General features: G+C 72.9%; 21 protein-coding genes and 1 pseudogene. 13 read left to right on the plus strand and 9 right to left on the minus strand.

What is annotated here, in order from left to right; translation table 11 throughout:
* The first annotated feature begins 2 nt into the window (after positions 1-2).
* The 8 genes and pseudogenes from ACWDS7_RS08780 (at position 3) to ACWDS7_RS08815 (ending at position 8,314) form a co-directional block, all read left to right on the plus strand.
* Entirely contained in the window at positions 3-1,112 is a 1,110-nt protein-coding gene (locus ACWDS7_RS08780; protein WP_451928754.1) for a Gfo/Idh/MocA family protein, read from the plus strand.
* Positions 1,113-1,120: 8 nt separating this feature from the next.
* The gene (locus tag ACWDS7_RS08785; protein ID WP_451928777.1) at positions 1,121-2,554 is read left to right on the plus strand and encodes a sugar ABC transporter ATP-binding protein; all 1,434 of its coding nucleotides are present in this window, start codon (positions 1,121-1,123) and stop codon (positions 2,552-2,554) included.
* The gene (locus ACWDS7_RS08790) at positions 2,551-3,597 is read left to right on the plus strand and encodes an ABC transporter permease (protein ID WP_451928755.1); all 1,047 of its coding nucleotides are present in this window, start codon (positions 2,551-2,553) and stop codon (positions 3,595-3,597) included. The genes ACWDS7_RS08785 and ACWDS7_RS08790 overlap by 4 nt, the downstream gene beginning before the upstream one ends.
* Positions 3,594-4,532 carry an ABC transporter permease gene (locus tag ACWDS7_RS08795; RefSeq protein WP_451928756.1) on the plus strand — a complete coding sequence of 313 codons (939 nt, stop codon included), beginning with the start codon at positions 3,594-3,596 and terminating at the stop codon, positions 4,530-4,532. Before ACWDS7_RS08790 ends, ACWDS7_RS08795 begins: the two co-directional genes overlap by 4 nt.
* A 75-nt stretch (positions 4,533-4,607) precedes the next feature.
* Entirely contained in the window at positions 4,608-5,828 is a 1,221-nt protein-coding gene (locus ACWDS7_RS08800) for a substrate-binding domain-containing protein (protein WP_451928757.1), read from the plus strand.
* A 135-nt stretch (positions 5,829-5,963) separates the two neighbouring features.
* A pseudogene (locus ACWDS7_RS08805) lies at positions 5,964-6,800 on the plus strand (sugar phosphate isomerase/epimerase family protein); the annotation flags it as partial.
* Positions 6,801-7,106: 306 nt separating this feature from the next.
* On the plus strand, positions 7,107-7,940 hold the full coding sequence (locus tag ACWDS7_RS08810) for an amidohydrolase family protein (RefSeq protein WP_451928758.1): 834 nt from the start codon (positions 7,107-7,109) through the stop codon (positions 7,938-7,940).
* Positions 7,941-8,191: 251 nt separating this feature from the next.
* Positions 8,192-8,314: a hypothetical protein gene (locus tag ACWDS7_RS08815; protein ID WP_451928759.1), complete on the plus strand. Its 123-nt coding sequence runs from the start codon at positions 8,192-8,194 to the stop codon at positions 8,312-8,314.
* Here ACWDS7_RS08815 and ACWDS7_RS08820 read toward each other — a convergent pair.
* The 3 genes from ACWDS7_RS08820 to ACWDS7_RS08830 all read right to left on the minus strand — a co-directional run bounded on the left by ACWDS7_RS08820 (position 8,311) and on the right by ACWDS7_RS08830 (position 12,388).
* Entirely contained in the window at positions 8,311-9,756 is a 1,446-nt protein-coding gene (locus ACWDS7_RS08820) for a hypothetical protein (RefSeq protein ID WP_451928760.1), read from the minus strand. The two genes, ACWDS7_RS08815 and ACWDS7_RS08820, sit on opposite strands and share 4 nt — an antisense overlap.
* An 81-nt stretch (positions 9,757-9,837) precedes the next feature.
* Positions 9,838-11,343 carry a S1 family peptidase gene (locus ACWDS7_RS08825; protein ID WP_451928761.1) on the minus strand — a complete coding sequence of 502 codons (1,506 nt, stop codon included), beginning with the start codon at positions 11,341-11,343 and terminating at the stop codon, positions 9,838-9,840.
* 85 nt (positions 11,344-11,428) lie between these two features.
* Positions 11,429-12,388: a LysR family transcriptional regulator gene (locus ACWDS7_RS08830; protein WP_306857350.1), complete on the minus strand. Its 960-nt coding sequence runs from the start codon at positions 12,386-12,388 to the stop codon at positions 11,429-11,431.
* Between the two features lie 136 nt (positions 12,389-12,524).
* On the opposite strand from ACWDS7_RS08830, the gene ACWDS7_RS08835 reads away from it, so the two are divergent.
* The 3 genes from ACWDS7_RS08835 (at position 12,525) to ACWDS7_RS08845 (ending at position 14,152) form a co-directional block, all read left to right on the plus strand.
* Entirely contained in the window at positions 12,525-12,761 is a 237-nt protein-coding gene (locus tag ACWDS7_RS08835; protein ID WP_306857352.1) for a DUF6158 family protein, read from the plus strand.
* On the plus strand, positions 12,758-12,997 hold the full coding sequence (locus tag ACWDS7_RS08840; protein ID WP_451928762.1) for a helix-turn-helix domain-containing protein: 240 nt from the start codon (positions 12,758-12,760) through the stop codon (positions 12,995-12,997). Before ACWDS7_RS08835 ends, ACWDS7_RS08840 begins: the two co-directional genes overlap by 4 nt.
* A 372-nt stretch (positions 12,998-13,369) precedes the next feature.
* Positions 13,370-14,152, plus strand: a complete 783-nt coding sequence (locus ACWDS7_RS08845) for a putative hydro-lyase (protein WP_451928763.1) — start codon at positions 13,370-13,372, stop codon at positions 14,150-14,152.
* Positions 14,153-14,210: 58 nt separating this feature from the next.
* Here the strand turns inward: ACWDS7_RS08845 and ACWDS7_RS08850 are convergent, their stop codons facing one another.
* The 5 genes from ACWDS7_RS08850 to arfA form a co-directional block, all read right to left on the minus strand.
* Positions 14,211-14,798, minus strand: coding sequence for an AAA family ATPase (locus ACWDS7_RS08850; RefSeq protein WP_451928764.1), 588 nt, complete (start codon positions 14,796-14,798; stop codon positions 14,211-14,213).
* An 18-nt stretch (positions 14,799-14,816) separates the two neighbouring features.
* Entirely contained in the window at positions 14,817-15,653 is an 837-nt protein-coding gene (locus tag ACWDS7_RS08855) for a carbohydrate ABC transporter permease (RefSeq protein ID WP_451928765.1), read from the minus strand.
* Positions 15,650-16,588 carry a carbohydrate ABC transporter permease gene (locus tag ACWDS7_RS08860; RefSeq protein WP_451928766.1) on the minus strand — a complete coding sequence of 313 codons (939 nt, stop codon included), beginning with the start codon at positions 16,586-16,588 and terminating at the stop codon, positions 15,650-15,652. The genes ACWDS7_RS08855 and ACWDS7_RS08860 overlap by 4 nt, the downstream gene beginning before the upstream one ends.
* 85 nt (positions 16,589-16,673) lie before the next feature.
* Positions 16,674-18,014 (minus strand): substrate-binding domain-containing protein, encoded by a 1,341-nt coding sequence (locus ACWDS7_RS08865; protein WP_451928767.1) that lies wholly within the window; start codon positions 18,012-18,014, stop codon positions 16,674-16,676.
* A gap of 4 nt (positions 18,015-18,018) precedes the next feature.
* Positions 18,019-19,533, minus strand: coding sequence for an arabinosylfuranosidase ArfA (arfA, locus tag ACWDS7_RS08870; protein WP_451928768.1), 1,515 nt, complete (start codon positions 19,531-19,533; stop codon positions 18,019-18,021).
* A 165-nt stretch (positions 19,534-19,698) separates the two neighbouring features.
* Here arfA and ACWDS7_RS08875 point away from each other — a divergent pair, with 165 nt between their 5' ends.
* Positions 19,699-20,694, plus strand: a complete 996-nt coding sequence (locus ACWDS7_RS08875; RefSeq protein WP_451928769.1) for a LacI family DNA-binding transcriptional regulator — start codon at positions 19,699-19,701, stop codon at positions 20,692-20,694.
* Here ACWDS7_RS08875 and ACWDS7_RS08880 read toward each other — a convergent pair.
* Entirely contained in the window at positions 20,663-20,902 is a 240-nt protein-coding gene (locus ACWDS7_RS08880; protein ID WP_451928770.1) for a PPOX class F420-dependent oxidoreductase, read from the minus strand. The two genes, ACWDS7_RS08875 and ACWDS7_RS08880, sit on opposite strands and share 32 nt — an antisense overlap.
* Positions 20,903-20,970: 68 nt before the next feature.
* On the opposite strand from ACWDS7_RS08880, the gene soxR reads away from it, so the two are divergent.
* Complete coding sequence (gene soxR / locus ACWDS7_RS08885) at positions 20,971-21,444, plus strand: redox-sensitive transcriptional activator SoxR (protein WP_306858555.1); 474 nt, start codon at positions 20,971-20,973, stop codon at positions 21,442-21,444.
* Positions 21,445-21,579 lie beyond the last annotated feature (135 nt).

Below are 21,579 nucleotides of genomic sequence, written 5' to 3' on the forward strand. Positions count from 1 at the left end.
ATATGGAGGAAATCGGACGGCTACCAGCGGATCAGGTCCGGGTGGGCATCATCGGAACCGGTTTCATGGGCACGGTCCACGCGCGTTCGGCGAGGCTCGCCGGGGCCCGGATCGTCGGCGCCGTGGGGTCGGGCCGGGAGAAGACCGCCCAGGCCGGGGCCGGTCTGGGTGCCGAGCGGGCATTCGGCTCGGCCGAGGAGCTGATCGCCTCGGCCGACGTCGACGTCGTCCACATCTGCACCCCCAACCACCTGCACGCGTCCCTGGCGTTGAAGGCCCTGGACGCCGGCAAGCACGTCGTCTGCGAGAAGCCGCTGGCCACCGACGGCGGGACGGCCACGATGATGGCCGCGCGGGCGGTGGAGGCGGGACGGGTGACGGCCGTCCCCTTCGTCTACCGCTTCCATCCGATGGTCCGCGAGGCCCGCCACCGGGTGGCCTCGGGCGCGGTGGGCCGGATCAGCCTGATCCACGGCAGCTACCTGCAGGACTGGCTGCTGGCCCCGGAGGACGACAACTGGCGGGTGGACCCCGAGCGCGGCGGCCCGTCGCGGGTCTTCGCCGACATCGGCTCCCACTGGTGCGACCTGGCCGAGTTCGTCTCCGGTGACCGCATCGCCGCGGTCTCGGCGCAGACGGCCGTGGTGGTGCCCGAGCGCGTGACGAACCGCCCGGTGCTGACCGAGGACGTGGCCACGGTCCAGTTCCGCACGCTCTCCGGGGCACTGGGGACCGTGACGACCAGCCAGGTGGCGCCCGGCAGGAAGAACCGGCTCCTGCTGGAGATCTCGGGGTCGGAGGCCGGCCTGGCCTTCGACCAGGAGCAGCCCGAACTCCTGTGGTCCGGGCGGCGCGACGGCTCGCGGCTGCTGATGCGCGACCCGGCCGCGCTGTCGGCCGGGGCCGCGCGGTACGCCACCCTGCCCGCCGGCCACGCCCAGGGATACCACGACTGCTTCGAGGCGTTCGTCGGCGACACCTACGCGGCGATCCGGGGCGAGCACCGCGAGGGCCTGCCCACCTTCGCCGACGGCGCCCGCGCCGCCCGCGTCTGCGACGCCGTACTGGCCTCCGCCGGGACCGGCCGGTGGGTGGAGGTGGACGAGACGTGATCCTCAGGATGCGCGGCATCGCCAAGAGCTTCCTCGGCGTGCGGGTGCTGAGCGGGGTGGACCTGGAGGCCGCCGCCGGAGAGGTGCACGCGGTCGTCGGCGAGAACGGCGCCGGCAAGTCCACGCTGATGAAGATCCTCGCCGGGGTCCACGCGCCGGACGCGGGCGGTGTCGAGATCGACGGCGTCCCGGTCTCCTTCGCCCACCCCGTCGACGCGCAGCGCGCCGGAGTGGCGATCATCTACCAGGAGTTCAACCTGCTGCCCGAGCGCGGCGTCGCCGAGAACGTCTTCCTCGGCCGCGAGCCCGTCCGGCGGGGGCTGGTCGACCGGGCCACGATGGAGGCCGCCACCGCGCGGCTGCTGGAGGAGCTCGGCGAGACCTCATTCGGCCCCCGTGACCTGGTCCGCCATCTGTCCGTCGCCCAGCAGCAGGTCGTGGAGATCGTCAAGGCGCTCTCCCAGGACGCCCGGATCATCGTGATGGACGAGCCGACCGCGGCGCTGGCCGACCACGAGGTGGAGCTGCTCTACCGGCTCGTCGCGCGGCTGCGGGAGCGGGGGATCGCCGTCCTCTACATCTCCCACCGGCTGCGCGAGGTGTTCGACCTGGCCGCGCGGGTGACCGTGCTGAAGGACGGCGCCCTGGTCAAGACCGTGCGGACCGCCGAGGTCACCTCCGACGACCTGGTCCGGCTGATGGTCGGCCGCGACCTCGGCGCCCACTTCCCGCCCCGCGACGGCCGGGCCGGCGAGGTGCGGCTCAGCGTGCGCGGCGGCGGCAACGCCGTGCTCGACGGGATCGACCTCGACCTGCGCGCCGGGCAGATCCTGGGGGTGGCCGGGCTGCAGGGGGCGGGCCGGACGGAGCTGGCCAAGGCGCTGTTCGGAGCCGAGCCGTTCACGCGCGGCGAGATGAGCCCGCTGCGGCCCACGTCGGTGCGCCAGGCCGTGGCGGCCGGGATCGGGCTGGTGACCGAGGACCGCAAGGCCGAGGGGCTCGCGCTGCGCCAGTCGGTGCGCGACAACGCCCTGCTGGTCTCCCGCTCGGTACGGCGCGGCGGCCGCGACGACGTCAGGCGGCTCCTGGAGGCCGTGCGGCTGCGGCCGCCCCGCCCCGAACAGGAGGTCCGCTACCTCTCGGGCGGCAACCAGCAGAAGGTCGTGCTGGCCAAATGGATGACCGTGGCGCCGCAGGTCCTGCTCTTCGACGAGCCCACGCGCGGGGTCGACGTGGGGGCCAAGGCCGCGATCTACGACCTGATGCGCGACCTGGCCCGGGACGGCATGGCCATCATGATGATCTCTTCCGAACTCCCCGAGCTGATCGGCATGAGCGACCGCGTCGTCGTGATGCGCGACGGGCGCATCGCCGGAGAGCTCCCGTCCGGCTCCTCAGAGGAGACAGTCATGCGCCTGGCCGCCGGTGAGGTGTCGCCGTGACCGGACAGAACGGGCTCCGGCCCGCCCGGCCCCTGGCGGCGCCGGAGACCGCCGCCCCCGCCGCCGGCCCGCGCGGGCGGGCCGCCCTGGCCGGCCGCATCGGCTCGACACAGGTCATCTACCTGGCCCTGGCCGGGGTCATGCTCGCCGGCTGGCTGCTGGTGGCGGTCGACGGGGGGAACTTCCTCACGCTGGAGACCGTCGTCGGGATCCAGCAGCGCTCGGCCGCGCTGGGCATCGTCGCGGTGGGGCAGACCCTGGCGATCCTGGTGGGGTCGCTGGACCTGTCGGTGGCGTATCTGATCAGCCTCACCTCGCTCGTCGCGGCGGAGGTCATGGCGGGCCAGGACGGCGGGATCGTCCCGGGCGTCGCGGCGGTGCTCGCGGTGAGCGCGCTGGCCGGCCTGGCCAACGGGCTGATCATCACCCGGCTCCACGTGCACGCCTTCATCGCGACGCTCGGCACCGCACTGATCATCAGAGGGGTCGTGGACCACCTCTACGACGGGCCGGCGGGCAGCGTGCCGGAGTCCTTCCAGCGGCTCGGCTACGACCGGCTCGGGCCGGTCCCGGTCTCGGCGCTGCTCTGGGCGGGCGTCGTGGCCGCGGCGTGGTTCCTGCTCCGCCGTACGCGGCTCGGGTACCGGATCTACGCGGTGGGCGGGGACGAGGAGGTGGCCCGGCTGTCCGGGGTGCGGACCGGCAGGGTCATCGTCGCCACCCATGTCCTCTGCTCGGTGTGCGCGGGGATCGCCGGGCTGCTGCTGGCCGGCCGGCTCGGCGCGGGGGCGCCGACGGTCGGCACCGACGGCGGCTACGACCTGGAGTCGATCGCCGCGGTGGTCCTCGGCGGCACGGCCCTGGCCGGAGGCCGGGGCGGGATCCCCGGGACGGTCGGCGGGGTGCTGCTGCTGGCCGTGCTCGACAGCGTGTTCAACCAGCTCGAGGTCAACGCGTTCGTCAAGGACGTGGTGCGCGGCGTGGTGATCGTCGCCGCGGTGGCCGTGTACGCCCGCCGTACCGCCAGGAGGCGATCCCGATGAGAGCCCTCAGGTCCATGGGGCCGATCTTCCTCGTGCTGGCCGTGCTGCTGGTGCTGATCGCGGTGGCCAACCCCTTCTTCCTGGAGCCCGCCGGGTTCCTCGCCTTCCTCAAACGGGCCGCGCCGCTGGTCATCCTCGCGGCGGGGCAGTATTTCGTGATCGTCTCCGGGGAGTTCGACCTGTCGGTCGGGTCGCTGGTCACCGTGCAGGTGGTGGTGGCCGCCCGCCTGATCGACGGGGGCGAGCCGGCCACCTGGCCGGTGCTGGCCCTGCTGGTCGCGCTGGGGCTGCTGGTCGGCCTGGTCAACGGCGTGATCACCACCGGGCTCCGGGTGCCGTCGTTCATCACCACCCTGGGCATGATGCTCGTGCTGTCCGGCGCGGTGTTCCTGTGGACCGGCGGCGCCCCGCGCGGAGCGCTGTCGGAGACGTTCAGGATGTTCGGCCGCAAGGACCTCGGGCCGGTGCCCTGGTCGGTCCTCGTCCTCCTGGTGGCGGGCGCGGCGGCGATCCTGCTCATGCGCTCCGACTTCGGCAAGCGGCTCATCGCCACCGGCGACAACGAGCGCGCCGCGGGGCTGTCGGGGGTCCGGGTCGGGCGGACCCGCGTCCTCGCCTTCGTCGTCTCCGGGCTGGCGGCGGCCGTCGCCGGCATCCTGCTGGGCGGCTTCGCCGGGGTCTCCGCCCAGGTCGGACAGGGGCTGGAGTTCCAGGCGATCACCGCCGTCGTGCTCGGCGGCGTGGCGCTCGGCGGCGGACGCGGGTCCGTGGTCGCGGCCATGGCCGGGGCGTTCACGCTTGAGGCGCTCTTCACCCTGCTCAACCTGCACGGCATCTCGGGGGCCCTGGAGTACGCGGTCCAGGGCGTGATCATCATCGCCGCCGTCGCGATGGGGGCCGTACGGCTCCCGTTCCGGCGCGCGGCGCGCGTCTGAGGGCGCTCCCTCCAAGCTCCCTCCGAACCCCTTCCCGACAGAAGGCACCCCCACAGGAAAAGAAGGAGACCTGATTTGAATAGGTCTGTAGCGGCCCTCACCGCGGGCGTCTCCGCGATGCTGCTGGCCGCCGGCTGCGCCAGCGACCGGCCGGTGGCGGGCACGGCCGCCCCCACCGCCTCGGCGGCCTCGACGACGGCTCCGGCCACCTCCACGTCCTCCGGGACGGGCGAGCAGTCGAAGTTCTTCGTCCAGGCCGATTACGACGCCCAGCTCGGCATGCGCGCCCAGACCCCGGAGGGGCCGGCGGGCAGGCCGTGGGAGCAGGCCGTCGCCCCGGGCGAGAAGGCGGACACCGGCGAATACAAGAAGGACGGCCCCTACCACCTCTGCTTCTCCAACGCCGCGGTCAACAACCCGTGGCGGCAGGTGGGCTGGAAGACCATGCAGGCCGAGGTCGCCCTGCACAAGGAGATCACCGAGTTCACCGCGCTCGACGCCGAGGGCAAGGACGACAAGCAGATCTCCGACATCGCGGAGCTGACCGGCAAGGGGTGTGACGCGCTGATCGTCTCGCCCAACACGACCGCGACGCTGACCCCCGCGGTGACGGCCGCCTGCCCGAAGCTCCCGGTGATCGTCTTCGACCGCGGTGTGGACACCGACTGCCCGGTGACGTTCATCAACCCGATCGGCGGCTACGCCTTCGGCGCCGACGGCGCGGAGTTCCTGGTGGAGAAGGTCCCCGCCGGAGGGAAGGTCCTGGCGCTGCGGATCCTGCCGGGCGTGGACGTCCTGGAGACGCGCTGGTCGGCGGCCAAGGTGGCCTTCGACAAGAGTGAGCTCGACGTGGTCGGGGTGGAGTTCACCGACGGCGACGCGGCCAAGACCAAGAGCATCGTGAGCGACTACATCCAGCGCCACGGCAAGATCGACGGCGTCTGGATGGACGCGGGCGCGACCGCCGTGGCGGCGGTCGAGGCGTTCGAGGACGCCGGCCGGCAGGTGCCGCCGATCGTCGGAGAGGACCAGCAGGACTTCCTGCAGAAGTGGAAGGACAGCGGTCTCACCGCCGTCGCGCCCACCTACCCCACCTACCAGTGGCGCACCCCGGTGATCGCCGCCCTGAAGATCCTCAAGGGTGAGGAGGTGCCCAAGACGTGGAAGCTCCCCCAGCCCAAGATCACTTCCGAGAGCCTGGCCACCTACCTGCGGCCCGACATGCCGCCGCTGCACTACGCGCTGTGCGGCTGCGAGGACCTGCCCGGCTTCCCCGCCAAGTGGGGCGGCAAGTAGGGCCGGTCCGCCGGGGCGAGGGCGGTGGCGCCCGCCGGGCACAGGGGCCGGGCGGGCGCCGCCCGACGGCGTTCGCGACGGCGTTCGCAAGGAGCGTTCGCGAGGAGCGTTCACGAGAAGAGGGAGGGGTTGACGGTGTTCTCCATCGGTGTCAACACGTGGGTGTGGGTCTCGCCGCTGACGGACGAGGACCTCATGCGGCTGGCCCCGAAGGTGGCCGGCTGGGGATTCGACGCGATCGAGCTGCCGATGGAGCAGATCGGCGACTGGGACCCCGAGCGGGCGGCCGACCTGCTGGGAGAGCTCGGGCTGAGGGCGTCGGTGGTGCTGGTCATGCCCCCGGGCAGGGAGCTCGTCGCGGCCGACGGCGAGACGTTCCGGACGACCCGGGACTACCTGCGGCGCTGCGTGGACGCCGCGGTGGCCGTGGGGAGCCCGGTGATCGCCGGGCCGGCGTACGCGTCGGTGGGGCGGACCTGGCGGATGTCGGAGGAGGAGCGGCCGGCCTGCTACGCCCAGCTGCGCGAGAACCTGGCCCCGGTCGGGGAGTACGCGGCCGAGCGGGGGGTGACGGTCGCCGTCGAGCCGCTCAACCGCTACGAGAGCAGCCTGATCAACACGGTCGGGCAGGCCGTCGAGGCGGTGGGCGGGATCCCGGGCGTCGGTCTCGCGCTGGACGTCTACCACATGAACATCGAGGAGCGCGATCCCGCGGCGGCCGTCCGGCAGGCGGGGGAGCTGATCGCGCACGTGCAGGTCTGCGCCAACGACCGGGGCGCCCCCGGGGCCGACCACCTGGACTGGCCGGGCCTGGCCGGGGCGCTGCGGGAGGTGGGCTACCGGGGCCCGCTCTGCATCGAGTCCTTCACCGCGCACAACCGGTCGATCGCGACCGCCGCCTCGGTCTGGCGGCCGCTCGCCGCGACCCAGGACGACCTCGCCACCCAGGGCCTGGCCTTCCTGCGCACCCTCTGAACGGCCGCCGCCGGGCCGTACCGGCCCGTCCCGCCGGAGCCCGCGGAGGGGGCGCCGGGTGATCCGGCCTCCCGGCGGCCCCGGGAGGCCCTTCCCGGTACGGCGTCCCCCTTTCCCGGTGCGGCGTTCCCCCCGCCGCGGGCCGACCGGGCGGCGGCCTCTGTCCTCTCTGCGTGCGTTCTCCGGTGGATCGGCCCATGGCCACGCGCTGAGGTCCGACCATTATTCCGAAATGACTGGCCGTGACTTGTCCTGTGCGGCCCGGTTCGGTTGAATGATCGGATCAATCGCCCCGGGAGAGCCATGATCGACGCGCATCACCATGTGTGGGACCTGTCCGTGCGGGATCAGGGCTGGATCACCGGCCCGGAGATGGCCCCGCTGCGCAGGAGCTTCGGCGTCGAGGACCTGCCGGCGGCCGCCGCCGGGGTCACGGCCACGGTGCTCGTGCAGACGATCGCCGTGCCGGAGGAGACGCCGGAGTTCCTGGCCCTGGCCGAGGCGCACGACCTGATCGCGGCGGTGGTCGGCTGGACCGACCTGGCCGCCCCCTCGGTGGCCGACGACCTCGCCGCGCTGCGGGCCGCGCCCGGCGGCGGACACCTGCGCGGCGTCCGGCACCAGGTGCAGGGCGAGGCCGACCCGCGCTGGCTCTGCCGGGACGACGTACGGCGCGGCCTGGCGGCCGTCGGGCGGGCGGGGCTGGTCTACGAGCTGCTCACCCTCCCGCACCAGCTGCCCGCCGCGATCGAGACCGTGACCGCGCTGCCCGGCCTGGAGTTCGTGCTCGACCACTGCTCCAAGCCGCCGGTCGCCACCGGGGCGCTGGAGCCGTGGGCCGCGCTGGTCCGGGAGCTGGCCACCCGCCCGAACGTCACCTGCAAGCTGTCGGGCCTGGTCACCGAGGCCGACTGGGCCGGCTGGACGGCCGCGGACCTGCGGCCCTACGCCGACGTGGTGCTGGAGGCGTTCGGGCCCGGCCGGGTCATGTTCGGCTCCGACTGGCCGGTCTGCCTGCTCGCCGCGCCGTACGAGACCGTGCTGGAGACCACCCGCGGGCTCACCGCGCACCTGTCGGCGTCCGAGCGCGAGGAGGTGTTCGGCGGGGTGGCCGCCCGCGTCTACGGCATCGCCTGAACCCGCCGTGACGCGACCCGTGTGACGCGACGGCATGCGAGGCCCCGCGTGTGTCGTGACAGGCACGCGAGGTCCCATGTGTGATGCGACGGCATGTGAGCTCTCGCGTGTGTCATGACGGGCGCGCGAGGTCCCGCGTGTGTCATAGACGGGCACGCGAGATCGCACGCGTCACGTCACGTCGCACATGACGCGACGTGACGTGACGCGTGCGACGTGACGGCGTGTGACAAGGACTCGCCGCGGGCCGCGTGCTCGGCCATCTGCTCGGCGAGGTCGAGCAGTTCCTCGTGGAGGGTGTCGTTGAAGGCGGCGATGATGGAGCCGGCCAGCCCCTGCTCGATCGTCTGGCGGACCTCGACCAGTTCAGCTAGCCGGGCGCCGTGCCGGGGGCCCGCCCGGCCCGGCGGAAGAAGGCGGCCACCGCGTAGGGGTCGACCGGGTCGGTGAGCAGGGCGAGCATCTCGTCCTTGCGGGCCGGGTCCACCTTGAACGGGTGGCCGAACACGTGCGGGCCCTCTCCGTCGCCCAGCAGCCTGGTCAGCATCAGGTCACCGGGCAGGGCCTGCCGGGGGAGCAGCTCGTCGGCCAGCGTCACCGGGCCCCCGCCCTCGCCGCCCGCCTCGCGCAGGGTGATCTCCTCCCCGGAGACGTCGAGGACCTCCCACAGCCGCAGCGGCGTCCTGCGCCAGGACTCCAGCAGCTCCGCCTCGTCGTCGCGCAGCCACTCGCCCCGCGCGTCCAGGAACTCCCCGACGACGTCGTTCTCGAACAGTGCCAGGTCGGCCAGGGCGGGCTCGGCCACCCGGACGCTCAGCGCGACCAGGTCGTCGATCAGGCGGCGGCGGGCCGGGCGGTAGCCGTAGGCGAGCAGTTGCCGGAACAGGTGCGCGGCCCGTGCCGGCAGCGGGTCGTCCGGGGCCGTACGGCAGGCGGCGTACTCGGCCGCGTCCCGCTCGGCCGGCGCCAGGCCAGGGGAGAGGGAGAGCACCTCGTGGACGAGCCCGGCCGCCTCGAACGACCGGCCCTCGCCCTCGGCCGACCTGGCGATCAGTAGCAGCGCCGCCGGCTCGGTGCGCGGGAGCGCCTCGATCAGGGCGGGGGCGAGCGGCTCGCGCTCCACCTCGTCGGCGACCCTGGCGAGCACCGCCTCCGAACGGGACAGGTAGGTGATCGCCTTGGACAGGTCGGCGCCCTCGGCGTAGGTCCGCAGCGCGCTGCGGACCAGGGCCAGCCTGATGACGTCCAGCGGGGCCAGGTCGGCGACCGAAGCGGTGTCCCACGGCGCGCCCACGATGCCGACCCGGCCTCCCCGCAGCTCCAGCGAGGCCTCACGCAGCAGCGGGGCCAGCGGCGGGAGCGGGTCGGCGAAGGTCTCCGGGGCTTTCATCAGCAGTTCGAGGACCACGACGTCGATGGAGACGCCGGGAGCGGGCTCCAGCCCCTCGGCGAAGGCACGCAGCGCGTCGAGCGCCTGCTCACCGAACTCCTGGACGACCCGGATCGCCCGCTCGGCGGGGAAGCCGGTCAGCTCCGTGGTCGACAGCTCCAGCGCGCCGTCGCGCAGGCGCAGCGCGACCAGGTCCTCCGGCGCCACCCCCGACAGCCAGCCCTCGGGCCCCGTCAGGGACGGCTCGCCCGCCTCGACCACGGTGCGGACCCGGCCGCCCCCGGCCAGCGGCACCCCGCCGCCGTCGGCCAGCCGTGCCCACAGCCGCAGGTCGTCGACGGCCGTCAGCGCGCCGGCCGCCAGCTCGGCCCGGGTGACCAGGTGCGTCAGCACCGCGCCCTCGCTCAACCTCAGAAGCTCGCTCATCTGTCCATTCTTCTGGACATCCGGACACGGCGGCGCCGCCGCCCCTCCCGAAGGGGGCGGCGGCGCGTGGCGCGCGGGCGGCTACGGCCTGGTCACGCCCAGGGTGTAGGAGCCCGAACCGCTGTAGGCGTGGACCCGCACACGGTAGGTGCCCGCGGTGCCGTTGTAGGTGAAGGCCTCGTCGGGGTTGGGGGTGGTCCCACTGGCCACGTCGGTCCAGGTGGAGCCGTTCAGCTTCTGCAGGTAGGCGTCGTAGTCGGTGCCGTTGGGGCCGTCCAGGCAGATGCGCTGCACGCCGGCGCCGGCGGTGTAGCCGCCGCTGCCGGGCTGGTAGACGCTCTGGTTGGAGGTCAGCGAGCCGTTGTAGGTGTTCTGGTAGCCGCCGCAGCCGGCCGGCGGGTTGCCGTCCCCGGTGACCAGGGTGAGCCCGTAGACCTGCAGGATCTCGTTGATCGGCTGGAAGAAGGTCGTGCCGCCGGAGGAGCAGTTGCCCGAGCCGCCGGAGGTGACGCCCTGGGCCTGGCTGCCGGAGATGTAGGAGCCGCCGGAGTCGCCGGGCTCGGCGCACACGCTGGTGCGGCCCAGGCCGGTGATGGTGCCCTCGGGGTAGGTGACGCTGGCGTTGCGGGCCTGGATGGTGCCGCAGTGCCAGCCGGTGGTCGAGCCGGCCCGGCAGACCGACGAGCCCACGGCCGCGTCGGCCGACCCGCCGACCTGGACGATGCCGTTGCTGTAGCCGTTCACCACGCCGACCGGCGTCCAGTTGGAGTTGACCGCGACCCAGGCGTAGTCGTTGCCGGGGAAGGACGAGCCCTGGAAGGTGCCCTGCGCGACCTGGTTGGAGCCCTTGGTGCTGGCCCCGGTGGTGCCGCAGTGGCCCGCGGTGGCGAAGCCGCCCTGGGTGCCGCGGGTGACCGAGAAGCCGACCGAGCAGCGGGAGCCGCTGCCGATGTAGTAGGCGTCGCCGCCGCGGACGTCGTAGAACGGCCGAGGCCGCTCGGTGGAGGTCTCCACGCGGACCAGCGCCCTGTCGAGGCCGGCGGCGTTCACGAACGCCTCCGCGGCGGCGGTGTCGCCCGCCAGCACCACGACGCTGTTGCTGCGCAGGTCGACGTACCAGGAGGGCACGGCCCCGTACGGCGCGCCGGCGACGGCGTCGAGCCGCTCCCTGGCCGCCTCCAGCGTGGCCAGCGAGTGCTTGACGAGCTTGGCCTCCGCGCCGGCGCGGAGAATAGTGGTGATCTTCGTCGAGTCGGTGGTGGCGACCACGAACTCGGAGGTGGGGCCGCTCACCCAGGCGCCGGCGAAGTCCTTGCCGAGCTGCCCGCGGACGGCGGGCTCGACCTTGGCCGCGGCGGCCTCGTTGACGAGCCGGGCCGCGGCCTGCTCGCCGGTGATCCCGAGGTCGCGCCTGAGGGCGTCGATCATGGCGGGGGCGGGCCTGGCGGCCGCCGCCGCCTGTGCCCGGGCCGTGGCGAACGCGGACGGGGCGGGGTCGCCGCCGGGACCGGCCTGGGCGGTGGCGGGGGTGGCCACCAGGGTGAACGCGAGCGCGAAGCCCGCGGACACGGCACTTCTGCGGAGCATGTGTCGTCTCCTCGTGTGGGGGGTGCCGCCAAGGTAGCGGTGCTCACACGGGGCGTGGTTCTACCAAATGCTCCCTACCGCCGCGTTATGGGGAGGTGCCGAACCGGGGGTTGCCGGCCAGCCAGGCGGCATACCGCGCGCTGCGCCGCACCGCGTCGGCGTGGGCGGCCTTGGCGTGCTCGGCGATCGACGCCGCGACCCGCGCGGCCGCGCCCTCCGGATGCCAGCCGAGCAGCTGCCGCCAGCGCAGCGGCGCGTCGGCGAGCGGGACCGTCGCCACGCCCGGGGTCGGCTGGAAGGTCGCCTGGCACAGTACGGCGGCGCGTCCGACCTTGGCCAGGTGCGTGCACGTGGCCACGTCGGTCTCGTAGATCGTCCGAGGGGTGAAGCCCGCGCGGGCGCAGGCCGTGGCGAAGCAGTCGCCGAAACAGCTGTCTCCGGGGGTGACCGCCCACCGCTCTCCGGCCAGCTCGGCCAGCGCCACCTCCTCCCGGCCGACCAGCGGGTGGTTCTCCTCCAGCATCACGAAGACCGGGTCCACCCCCACGGTCAGCCACACCACCGGCCCTTCCACCGGCGGGGGGCTCTCCCCGCAGGCGCCGATGAGCGCGAAGTCGAGCCGGCCGAGCATGACCATCGTGGTGAGCTCCTTGGCCGACCAGGAGGTGTAGGTGCTCACCGGCGTCGACGGCCACGCCGTGGCGAGCCGGTCGACCAGCCCGCCCAGGATCGGCCCGTTGGTGGCGCCCAGCCGGTAGCTGGGGACCTCGCCGCTGGCGTTGGCGAACCGGACCGCCTCCTCCTGCAGCTCCCGGGCGGCGGGCAGCAGCACCATCGCCCTGGACAGCACCAGCTCCCCGAGGGGTGTGGGCCGCGCGCCGTTGTGGTCGCGTTCGAAAAGAGCCCCTCCGAGCACCCGCTCGATCCGTTTGAGCTGCGCGGTCAGTGCGGGCTGGGCCAGCCCGAGGAGGGTGGCCGCCTTGGTGACGCTCCCGGCCTCGGCGACCGCCCGCACGATCTTGAGGTGTCGGAGCTCAAGGTCCATACCGGGAAGGTAAGGCCGTGGCGTTATGGCTGCAATGCAAACGAGTCATGAAATCTGACTCAATTTCGTGAAATCCTGTCACCAGGAGGGACCCCCGAGGAAGTGAGGGAGGGCGGTGACCGGGTAGGCGAGTCCTATGACAATGGGAATCGACCCGATGGACCTGACCGAGGACGACCTGCTCCGTGAGCTGCGGCACCTGCACGCCACCCGGACCGACACCCTCCTGCACGGCTCCGCGGACGCACTCGCCAACCACACCACGCGGACCGAGGAGCTGGAGCAGGAGTATCTGCGCCGCCACCCCGAGCGGGACGTCGACCCCGAACGGCTGCGCGAAGGCGCCCGGCGCCGCCAGGGAGCGCCCTCGTGAACGAGGGCCGTCCCGACGTCCAGGCCCTGTCGGGCGTGGACACCGACGTCTACGAGGCGGTGTCCGGGCTCGCCGTGGAGGGCAGGGCGGCGACGGTCGCCGAGGTGGCCCGGGCGACCGCCCTGCCGGAGGAGACGGTACGGCGGAGCCTCGACGGGCTGACCGAGGCCGGCTGGCTGAAGGCCGCCGGGACCTCCTACGTCCTCGGCCCCCACGGCTGGGGGCTGGAGTACTGACCCGGGCTGGAGCACTGACCCGCGGAGGCGACAGGGCCGTCCCTCCCCGCGACACGGACCGCCGTACGGGTCCGCCGCGCCCGTGGGGAGGTCGCGTACAGGCCCGAGGGAGAGTGGGAGGTCGCATACGGGCCTGCGGGGAGCGTGAGCGGTCACGTACGGGCCCGCGGGGAGCGTGGGCGATCGCGTGTACGGGCCCGCGGGGGGCGTGCGGGCGGTGAGGGGCATGCCCCGCCGCCGGGCCTCGCGTGCCGCTGGGATGTCGGTGCCGTTGGGGTTCCGTGCTGCTGAGGTTCCGTGCTTGCTGGGTGCCGCGTGGCTTGCTGGGGTTCCGTGCCGCTGGGTGTCGCGTGCCGGTGGGGTTACCATCCGATGATGGACGTCGCCGAGCTCACCCCGGCCGAGGCCCGCGGCCGTTTCCGCGAGGGTCTGCGGACGCCCACCGCCGGATGGTGCCGGGGCTGGACCCAGGCGAACCTGCTCGCGGTGCCCCGTGAGCTCGCCTACGACCTGCTGCTGTTCGCCCAGCGCAATCCCGTCGCCTGCCCCGTGCTGGACGTCGGCGACCCCGGGGCGGTCAGCACCGGCCTGTTCGGCGGGGACCTCCGCACCGACCTGCCCGCCTACCGGGTCTACGAGCACGGCGCGGCCGTGGCCGATGTGGACGACGTCCGCGATCTCTGGCGCGACGATCTGGTGGCCTTCCTGCTGGGCTGCAGCTTCACCTTCGAGGACGCGCTGCTGAGGGCGGGCGTCCCGGTGCGGCACATCGAGGCGGGGACGAACGTGCCGATGTATCTCACCTCGCTGCCCTGCCGCCCCGCGGGCTCGCTGAGCGGCCCGATGGTCGTCTCCATGCGCCCGGTCCCGGCCTCCCTGGTGCCGGCCGCCGTCCGGGTGACGGCGAGATACCCGGCCGTGCACGGCGCGCCGATCCACGTCGGCGATCCGGCCGAGATCGGGATAGCCGACCTCGGCACCCCGGACTTCGGCGACCCCGTCGAGGTGAGAGCGGGGGAGACCCCGGTCTTCTGGGCCTGCGGGGTGACGCCGCAGGCGGCCGTGACGGCGAGCGGGGTGTCCTTCGCGATCGGCCACCTGCCGGGCCACATGGCGATCACCGACGCCCGGGACGACCGCTTCCAGGTCCCGTGAGCGCGGCCTCGCGGCTCCGGCTCGGACGGGTCGGCACCCCCGCCCGCGGGGGCCACGCTCACCGCGGGCGGCCGTTCACGGCGGCCGTGAGCGCGGCCACCTGCGGTCCCAGGGGCGGCGCGCCCAGCCGGTTGTCGATCTCGGCGTACGGCACGGCGGGCGGATGGTCGACCTGGATCGCCCGCAGGTAGTCGTCGAAGCGGGCCAGCTTCCCCGCGTCCCTGCCGAGCCCTCTCCGCTCCAGCCTGGCACGCAGGGTGGGGCCGTCGGAGCGGATCCAGACCAGGTGGACCGGTGGGCCGCCCAGCTCCTCCACCCAGCGCTCCCACCGCGCCGCGTCGTGCACCTGGCCGGTGAAGGGACCGTCGAGCATCACCGGGCAGCCGTGGGAGCGGATCTGCCGGGCGAGCGCGGTCAGCCCGGCGTACTCGTGCCGCTTGACGTGCTCGTCGTACCACGGCCCTTCGCGCTCTCCCTGGTCCCGGCCGTGGGCCCGGAGGGTGGCCGCCACGAACCCGCCGTAGGCGGTGTCCTTGTCGAGCAGGGCGGGCACCGGGTCCAGCCCCGCCAGCAGCGCCGCCGCCACGGTCGACTTGCCCGCGCCCGGCGGCCCGCTCACCACCCACAGCGTCCCCGGTCTCGTCATGCGGCCATTCTCACCCGATCACCCCTTGAGCCCCGAACGGGAGATCCCCTCGATCACCCAGCGCTGGGCGACGAGGTAGAGCACGATCACCGGCAGGCTGGCGATCACCGCGCCGGCCATCAGGAGGTCGTAGCGGATGTTGTTGGCCCCCTGGAAGTTGCCCAGGCCCGCCGGGAGGGTCAGGGACTCGGGGCTGAGCAGGACGTAGATCGGCCAGAGGAAGTCGTTCCAGTTGGTGAGGAAGGACAGCAGGAACAACGTCACCAGGGCGGGGCGGGCCAGCGGGAGCGCGATGGTGGTGAAGATCTGCCACCGGTTGCAGCCGTCCAGCTCGGCCGCCTCCTCCAGCTCGCCCGGCAGCGTGACGAAGAACTGCCGCAGGAAGAACACCCCGAACGCGCCCGCGGCGGCGGGGACGATCACGGCGGGCAGGCTGTCCACCCACGAGAGCTCGTTGACGATCAGGAAGTTCGGGATCAACAGCACCACCGGCGGCACGAACAGCGTCGCCACGACCGTCGCGAAGATCACACCCCGGCCGCGGAAGCGGAGCCGGGCCAGCGCGTAGGCGGCGGGCGCCGCGGTGACCAGGACCAGGACGGCATGGCCGGTGGCGGCGGTGAGGCTGTTGACGAACCACCTGACGATCGGGCTGTCCGCGCTGCCGAGGATCTCCCGGTAGGCGTCCAGGGTGGCCGGGCCGGGGATCCACCGGGGATCGGTCGAGCCGGCCCCCTCGCGGGTCTTGAACGAGGTGGACAGCATGTAGACCAGCGGGCTCAGGTAGAGCGCCGCGATCACGGCGAGGATCAGGTGGAGCAGGGCCCGCCGCAGGCTGCGGATGTCGCGGGTCATCGCTTGCCCCTGTCTCTGAAGGCGCCGAACACCAGCGCGCTGGCCACCATCAGGAAGCCGGCCAGGACGAAGCTCATGGCCGAGGCGGTGCCCATGTCGAACTGGCGCAGACCGGTCTCGGCGATGAGGTAGATCGCGGTCTTGGTCTGGTCGGCGGGGGCCCCGCCCGTGATCAGGTAGGACTGGCCGAACATGTTGGCCGAGGCCAGGATGGTGGAGTTGACCACGAAGACCGTCACGGGCCGCAGGCCGGGCAGCGTCACCGAGCGGAACCGGTGCCAGGCGGAGGCGCCGTCGACCATCGCCGCCTCGTGCAGCTCGCGCGGGATGTCCTGCAGACCGGCGAGGAAGATGACGGAGTTCAGGCCCAGCGTCCACCACACCGTCACCCCGACGAGGGCGATCCAGGCGGGCGGCACGTCGGTGGTCCACTGCACGTCGAGGCCCAGATAGTGGTTGACCAGGCCGATGTTGCCGTCCAGCAGGAACCGCCAGACGAAGCCGACGACGGCCACGCCCAGCACGTACGGCGCGAAGTAGACGGCGCGGTAGACGTTGCGTCCCTTGAAGCGGCCGTTCATCAGGAGTGCCACCAGCAGGGGCAGCACGATCAGCAGCGGGACCGAGGCGACGGTGAAGATCCCGGTGGCCCGCATCGCCGTCCAGAAGCGCGAGCCGTCCACGCCGGCGGGGTCGAACAGCTCGGCGTAGTTCTCCAGTCCGACGAACGGCTTGTCCGGGAGGTTGATGTCCCACTCGTGCAGGCTGGTCCAGAACCCGAAGCCGATCGGCAGCAGCATGAAGACGGCGAACAGGATCAGATAGGGGGCGAGGAACGCGTACGGCGTCCAGGGCCGCATCCTGCGGGTGGTCCCGGGGGACCGGCCGGGCGCGGCCGCCACGGCGAGGTCCCCCGGTCCGGTCTGCACGCTCACGGCCGCTCCCCGGCCGGGGGCAGGGCCCGCGCGGCGCGCCTGCCCGGCGCGGCACCGATGGCGCGGGCCGCCGTGGTGCGCACGCTCATCGCCCGTACTTCCGCTTGTTGTCGGCCAGCAGCTTGTCGGCCGTCGCCACGCCCTCCTTCAGCGCGTCCGCCGGGGACGCCTCCTTCAGCACGGCCTTGGCCACCGCCAGCTCCAGCGCCTTGGACTGCACGTCCCCGACCCCGGGGAGCGCGGGCAGGAAGTGGAAGGCGTTCAGGTCGGCGGCCAGCTTGATCTGGGGCAGCGCGGCGATCGCGGGGTCCTCGCGGACGGAGTTGCGGGCCGGGATCATCCCCGCCTTGGCCCACTCGGCCGACAGGCGGCCCATGTGGTCGATGAAGAACTTGGCCGCCTGGACCTTGTTCGAGTCCTTGCCCGCCTGGGAGGTCATCACGAAGTTGTGCGAGGAGCTCCACACCGCGGCGGTGCCGCCGATGTTGGGGATCGGGGACAGGCCCCACCTGAGCGACCTGGCGTTGGACTTCAGGTCGTTGATCTGCCAGATCCCGTCCCAGGTGAAGCTGTTCCTGTCGTTCTTGAAGGCGGCGTACTGGGTGTCCTGGGCCACCTTGGCGGGGCTGAAGCCCTTGTCGATCTGCTCCACCATCCAGCTCAGCGCCTGCGCGCCCTGCTCGGAGCCCCACAGCGCCCGGGTGCCGTCCTCGCTGTAGAGCTGCCCGCCGTGCTGCCACAGCAGGCTCATGAACATCAGGTGGCCGGGCCACTTGTTCGGCATCCAGAACGGGTTGGCGATCCCGGCCTCCCTGAGCCCGCCGAGCGCCTCCTCGTAGGAGGCCTTGTCGGCGGGGGCGTCGCTCAGTCCGGCCTTCTCCAGGTGGGCCTGGTTCCAGTAGTCGCCCAGGCAGTGCACGTCGAGCGGCACGCTGTAACGCTTGCCCTCGTAGATCCCGGCGTTCCACACCGCGGGGATGAAGTCCGCCTCGGTCAGCTTGAGCGCGCCCACCACGTCGTCCAGCGGGATCAGCGTCTGCCGGGCGGCGAAGGTGCCGATCCAGTCGTTGTGGATGACCGCGACGTCGGGGCCCTTGCCCGCGGCGATGGCCGTCGGCATCGCGGGATAGAGGTCCTCCCAGCGGCGGGTCACGTTGCGGACCTCGATCCGGCCGGAGAACTCCTTGTTGAACGCCTCCAGCATGGCCCGCATGTGGGGGCCGTCACCGCCGGTGAAGCCGTTCCAGTAGTCCAGGGTCACCTTGGGCCCGGTGTATTCGCCGCCGGAGAACGTCGGCGCGGCCGAGGCGGGGGCGGCGGAGCCGGAACCGATCTTGGTCCCGCTCCCGCAGGCCGACAGCGCGGCGGTGAGTCCCACGGCGCCGGACAGGCCGAGGAAGGAACGGCGGGAAAGGGGGCTGGTCATGTAACTACTCCTGGGGGGAATTGGGAGCAAAGCGGACGATACTCCACGAAACCGGCGGGAGGGTCAGGGAGGCCCGGCGGCCCTCCTGGCTCAGGCCGGTGCCGGGCCTGGGGGCCACACGGTCCGGCGCGTCGGCCGAGTTGACGGCCGACAGGTCGTCGTCGGTGAGCTCGACGTGCTCCACCGGCCGCAGGCCCTCGGGGAGCGTGATCTCCAGCGTGCAGGGACCGCGCCGGTCACGGTTGACCACGAACAGTGCCATCTCGCCGGTCGCCGCGTCGTGGGTGGCGCTCGCCCAGATCGCGGGCGCCTCACCGTACTTGGCGGTCGGGATCGTGGCGCACTCGGGCTCCACCCGGAGCACCTCGCCGCGGGCGTGCCGGGCGGTCAGCGCGAACGGGTGGAAGATGCTCTGCCGCCAGGCGGGCCCGCCCGGCTCGGTCCTGATCGGTGCGATCACGTTGGCCAGCTGCGCCTGGCAGGCGACCCCGACGCGGTCGGCGTTGCGCAGCAGGGTGATGAGCAGGCTGCCGACCACCACCGCGTCGGTTACGTCGTAGGCGTCCTCGATCAGCCGGGGGTGCCGGGTCCAGTCCAGCGAGGACTCGCCCTGGAAGCGGCTCTGGTACCAGACGTTCCACTCGTCGAAGGAGAGCTTGATCTTCTTGTCGCTGCGCAGTTTCGCACCCACGTGGTCGGCGGTGGCGGCGATGGAGCGGATCATGTGCTCCATGTCGGCGCCGCTGGCCAGGAAGGAGTCGACGTCGCCGTCGGACGGGTCGTAGTAGGCGTGCAGCGAGACGTAGTCGACCATCTCGTAGGTCGACTCCAGCACCTCGGCCTCCCACGCGCCGAACGTGGGCATGGCGCTGTTGGAGCTGCCGCAGGCCACCAGGGACAGTCCCGGGTCGAAGCGCTTGAGCGCCCGCGCCGTCTCGGCGGCGAGCCGGCCGTACTCCCCGGCGGTCTTGTGGCCCATCTGCCAGGGGCCGTCCAGTTCGTTGCCCAGGCACCACAGCCGCACGTCGTGCGGGCTGTCCACGCCGTGCGCACGGCGCAGGTCGGACAGCCGGGTGCCGCCGGGGTGGTTGGCGTACTCCACCAGCTCCAGTGCCTCGGCCACGCCGCGGGTGCCCAGGTTGAGCGCCATCATCGGCTCCACCCCGGCCCTGGCCGCCCAGGACATGAACTCGTTGAGCCCGAAGCGGTTGTCCTCCAGGCTCCGCCAGGCGTAGTCCAGCCGGGCCGGCCGTTCCTCCACCGGGCCGACGCCGTCCTCCCAGCGGTAGTTGGAGACGAAGTTGCCCCCGGGGTAGCGGACCAGCGTCACCCCGAGCTCGCGGGTCAGCTCCAGGACGTCGCTGCGGAAGCCGTCGGCGTCGGCCAGCGGGTGACCCGGTTCGAAGACGCCGGTGTAGACGCAGCGGCCCATGTGCTCGACGAACGAGCCGAACAGCCGGCGCTCCACCGGGCCGATCCGGAAGGCGGGGTCCAGGGTGAGACGGGCGGTGGTCGCCAAGACACGACCTCTCTGTTGTCGCGGTGTTCCGTGGTAGGTGAGTTTGTACAACGTTGTTCCAACGTTGTAAACAGGTGCTGCCAGGGTCGATACCTGGGCGTTACGATCGACGGCGTCAGATCTTGTCCGGCTCGTGTGGGCCGTACGACCTGGGAGGCGGGGGCAGTGGGAGTGAGTCTGCGCGACATCGCGCGTCTGGCGGGGGTGTCGGTGAAGACCGTCTCCAACGTCGTCAACGGATACGCCCACGTCTCGCCGGCGACCCGGGCGAAGGTGGAGCAGGCGCTCTCCCAGCTCGACTACCGGCCCAACCTGTCGGCGAGGAACCTGCGGCAGGGGCGCACCGGCGTGATCGCCCTGGCCCTGCCCGAGCTGGAGGCGCCCTACTTCGCGGAGCTGTCCCGGTTCGTCATCGACGCCGCGGCCGAGCTGAGGCTGCTGGTGGTCATCGAGCAGACCGACGGGAGCCTGGAGCGGGAGCGGCAGATCCTCGACGGGGTCCGCGACCACCGGGTGGACGGGCTCATCCTCAGCCCCATCGCGATCGGCGCCGACGAGCTCGCGGCCCGCACCGACGACACCGCGCTCGTCCTGCTGGGCGAGCGGATCCACGACGGCCCGGCCGACCACGTGGCGATCGACAACGTGCGGGCGGCCCGTGACGTCACCGAGCACCTGATCGGGCTGGGCCGCACCCGCATCGCCGCGCTGGGCGCCCAGGACAACTCCGCCAGCGGCACGGCCCCGCTCCGCCTGGCCGGATACCGGCAGGCGCTGGCCGCGCACGGCCTGCCCGAGACGGTGGGCAAGGTCGAGCGCTACCGCCGGGCCGAGGGCGCGGCGGCGATGGCCGCGCTGCTGGAGCACCGGCCCGACGCGGTCTTCTGCTTCAACGACCTGCTGGCCCTGGGCGCGCTGCGGACGATCCTCGCCGCGGGCCTGCGGGTGCCGGAGGACATCGCGCTGGCCGGGCTGGACGACATCGAGGACGGCCGCTACAGCACGCCGACCCTGACCACGGTGGCCCCCGACAAGGCGGAGCTGGCCCGGATCGCCGTCGATCTGCTCCGCCGGCGGATCGACGGCCGGGCCGACCGGCCCCCGCAGGAGGTCCGGGCCGGCTACCGGCTCATGGCGAGGGAGAGCACCCTCGGGCGGTGAGGGCGCCGGCCACCTGACCGCCCGCCCGGACGTTGCGGAACTTCTTGGTCGTGCCCATCGCGCGGCCGTGGATGTCGATGGTGCCGGTCTCGGGATTGTAGGAGAAAGCGGTGGGGCTGTTCTGCAGCACGCCGCCGGGGTCAATGGTGGCCAGGCGGCCCAGCCGCTGGCTCGCGAGATAGTCGAGTTCTTCCTGTGTGAACGCCATGATTGCAGCCTGCAACCTTAACTTTGCTTGAGGTCAAGCTAAAGTGGGGCGTGCCCAAGAACCTGGAGATGACCGTCGGCCAGCTCGCCTCCCGCAGCGGGGTCGCCGTCTCGGCCCTGCACTTCTACGAGTCGAAGGGGCTGATCCGCAGCCGCCGTACGGCGGGCAACCAGCGCCGCTTCACGCGTGACACGCTACGCAGGATCGCCTTCATCCGGGTCTCGCAACGGGTGGGGATCCCGCTCAGGACGATCCAGGACGCGCTGTCCGCGCTGCCCGACGAGCGCACTCCCACCCGGGAGGACTGGGAGAGGCTCTCCTCGGTGTGGCGGGGCGAGCTGGACGACCGGATCCGGCAGCTCCAGCGGCTCCGCGACGGCCTGACGGAGTGCATCGGCTGCGGCTGCCTCTCCCTGGACCGCTGCGCGCTGGCCAACCCCGACGACGTGGCGGCGGCCAGGGGCCCGGGCTCGCGCCTGCTGGTCCTCCCGCGCCGCGACTGCCCCCCGCCGTGCGAGGGCCCGGAGGCCGTGGGCGCCTGACGGCCCGGGGCCGTCCCGCGCTCGCGGGCCGCCGATCCCGGCGGCCCCGGTTTCCGAGGCCGTGGCCGGCGGCGGTGCTCCGGTCCGGGGCCGTGGTCGGTGGCGACGCTCGGGTCCGGAGCCGTGGTCGGTGGT

The sequence above is a fragment of the Streptosporangium sp. NPDC003464 genome (genome assembly GCF_053588315.1).

Bases quoted from the DNA above. Each gene is read 5' to 3' on its own strand.
- ACWDS7_RS08780 (WP_451928754.1), top strand. From the start codon at position 3: ATGGAGGAAATCGGACGGCTACCAGCGGATCAGGTCCGGGTGGGCATC.
- ACWDS7_RS08785 (WP_451928777.1), top strand. From the start codon at position 1,121: ATGCGCGGCATCGCCAAGAGCTTCCTCGGCGTGCGGGTGCTGAGCGGG.
- ACWDS7_RS08795 (WP_451928756.1), top strand. From the start codon at position 3,594: ATGAGAGCCCTCAGGTCCATGGGGCCGATCTTCCTCGTGCTGGCCGTG.
- ACWDS7_RS08810 (WP_451928758.1), top strand. From the start codon at position 7,107: ATGATCGACGCGCATCACCATGTGTGGGACCTGTCCGTGCGGGATCAG.
- ACWDS7_RS08820 (WP_451928760.1), bottom strand. From the start codon at position 9,756: ATGAGCGAGCTTCTGAGGTTGAGCGAGGGCGCGGTGCTGACGCACCTG.
- ACWDS7_RS08825 (WP_451928761.1), bottom strand. From the start codon at position 11,343: ATGCTCCGCAGAAGTGCCGTGTCCGCGGGCTTCGCGCTCGCGTTCACC.
- ACWDS7_RS08830 (WP_306857350.1), bottom strand. From the start codon at position 12,388: ATGGACCTTGAGCTCCGACACCTCAAGATCGTGCGGGCGGTCGCCGAG.
- ACWDS7_RS08835 (WP_306857352.1), top strand. From the start codon at position 12,525: ATGACAATGGGAATCGACCCGATGGACCTGACCGAGGACGACCTGCTC.
- ACWDS7_RS08845 (WP_451928763.1), top strand. From the start codon at position 13,370: ATGATGGACGTCGCCGAGCTCACCCCGGCCGAGGCCCGCGGCCGTTTC.
- ACWDS7_RS08850 (WP_451928764.1), bottom strand. From the start codon at position 14,798: ATGACGAGACCGGGGACGCTGTGGGTGGTGAGCGGGCCGCCGGGCGCG.
- ACWDS7_RS08855 (WP_451928765.1), bottom strand. From the start codon at position 15,653: ATGACCCGCGACATCCGCAGCCTGCGGCGGGCCCTGCTCCACCTGATC.
- ACWDS7_RS08865 (WP_451928767.1), bottom strand. From the start codon at position 18,014: ATGACCAGCCCCCTTTCCCGCCGTTCCTTCCTCGGCCTGTCCGGCGCC.
- ACWDS7_RS08880 (WP_451928770.1), bottom strand. From the start codon at position 20,902: ATGGCGTTCACACAGGAAGAACTCGACTATCTCGCGAGCCAGCGGCTG.
- soxR (WP_306858555.1), top strand. From the start codon at position 20,971: ATGACCGTCGGCCAGCTCGCCTCCCGCAGCGGGGTCGCCGTCTCGGCC.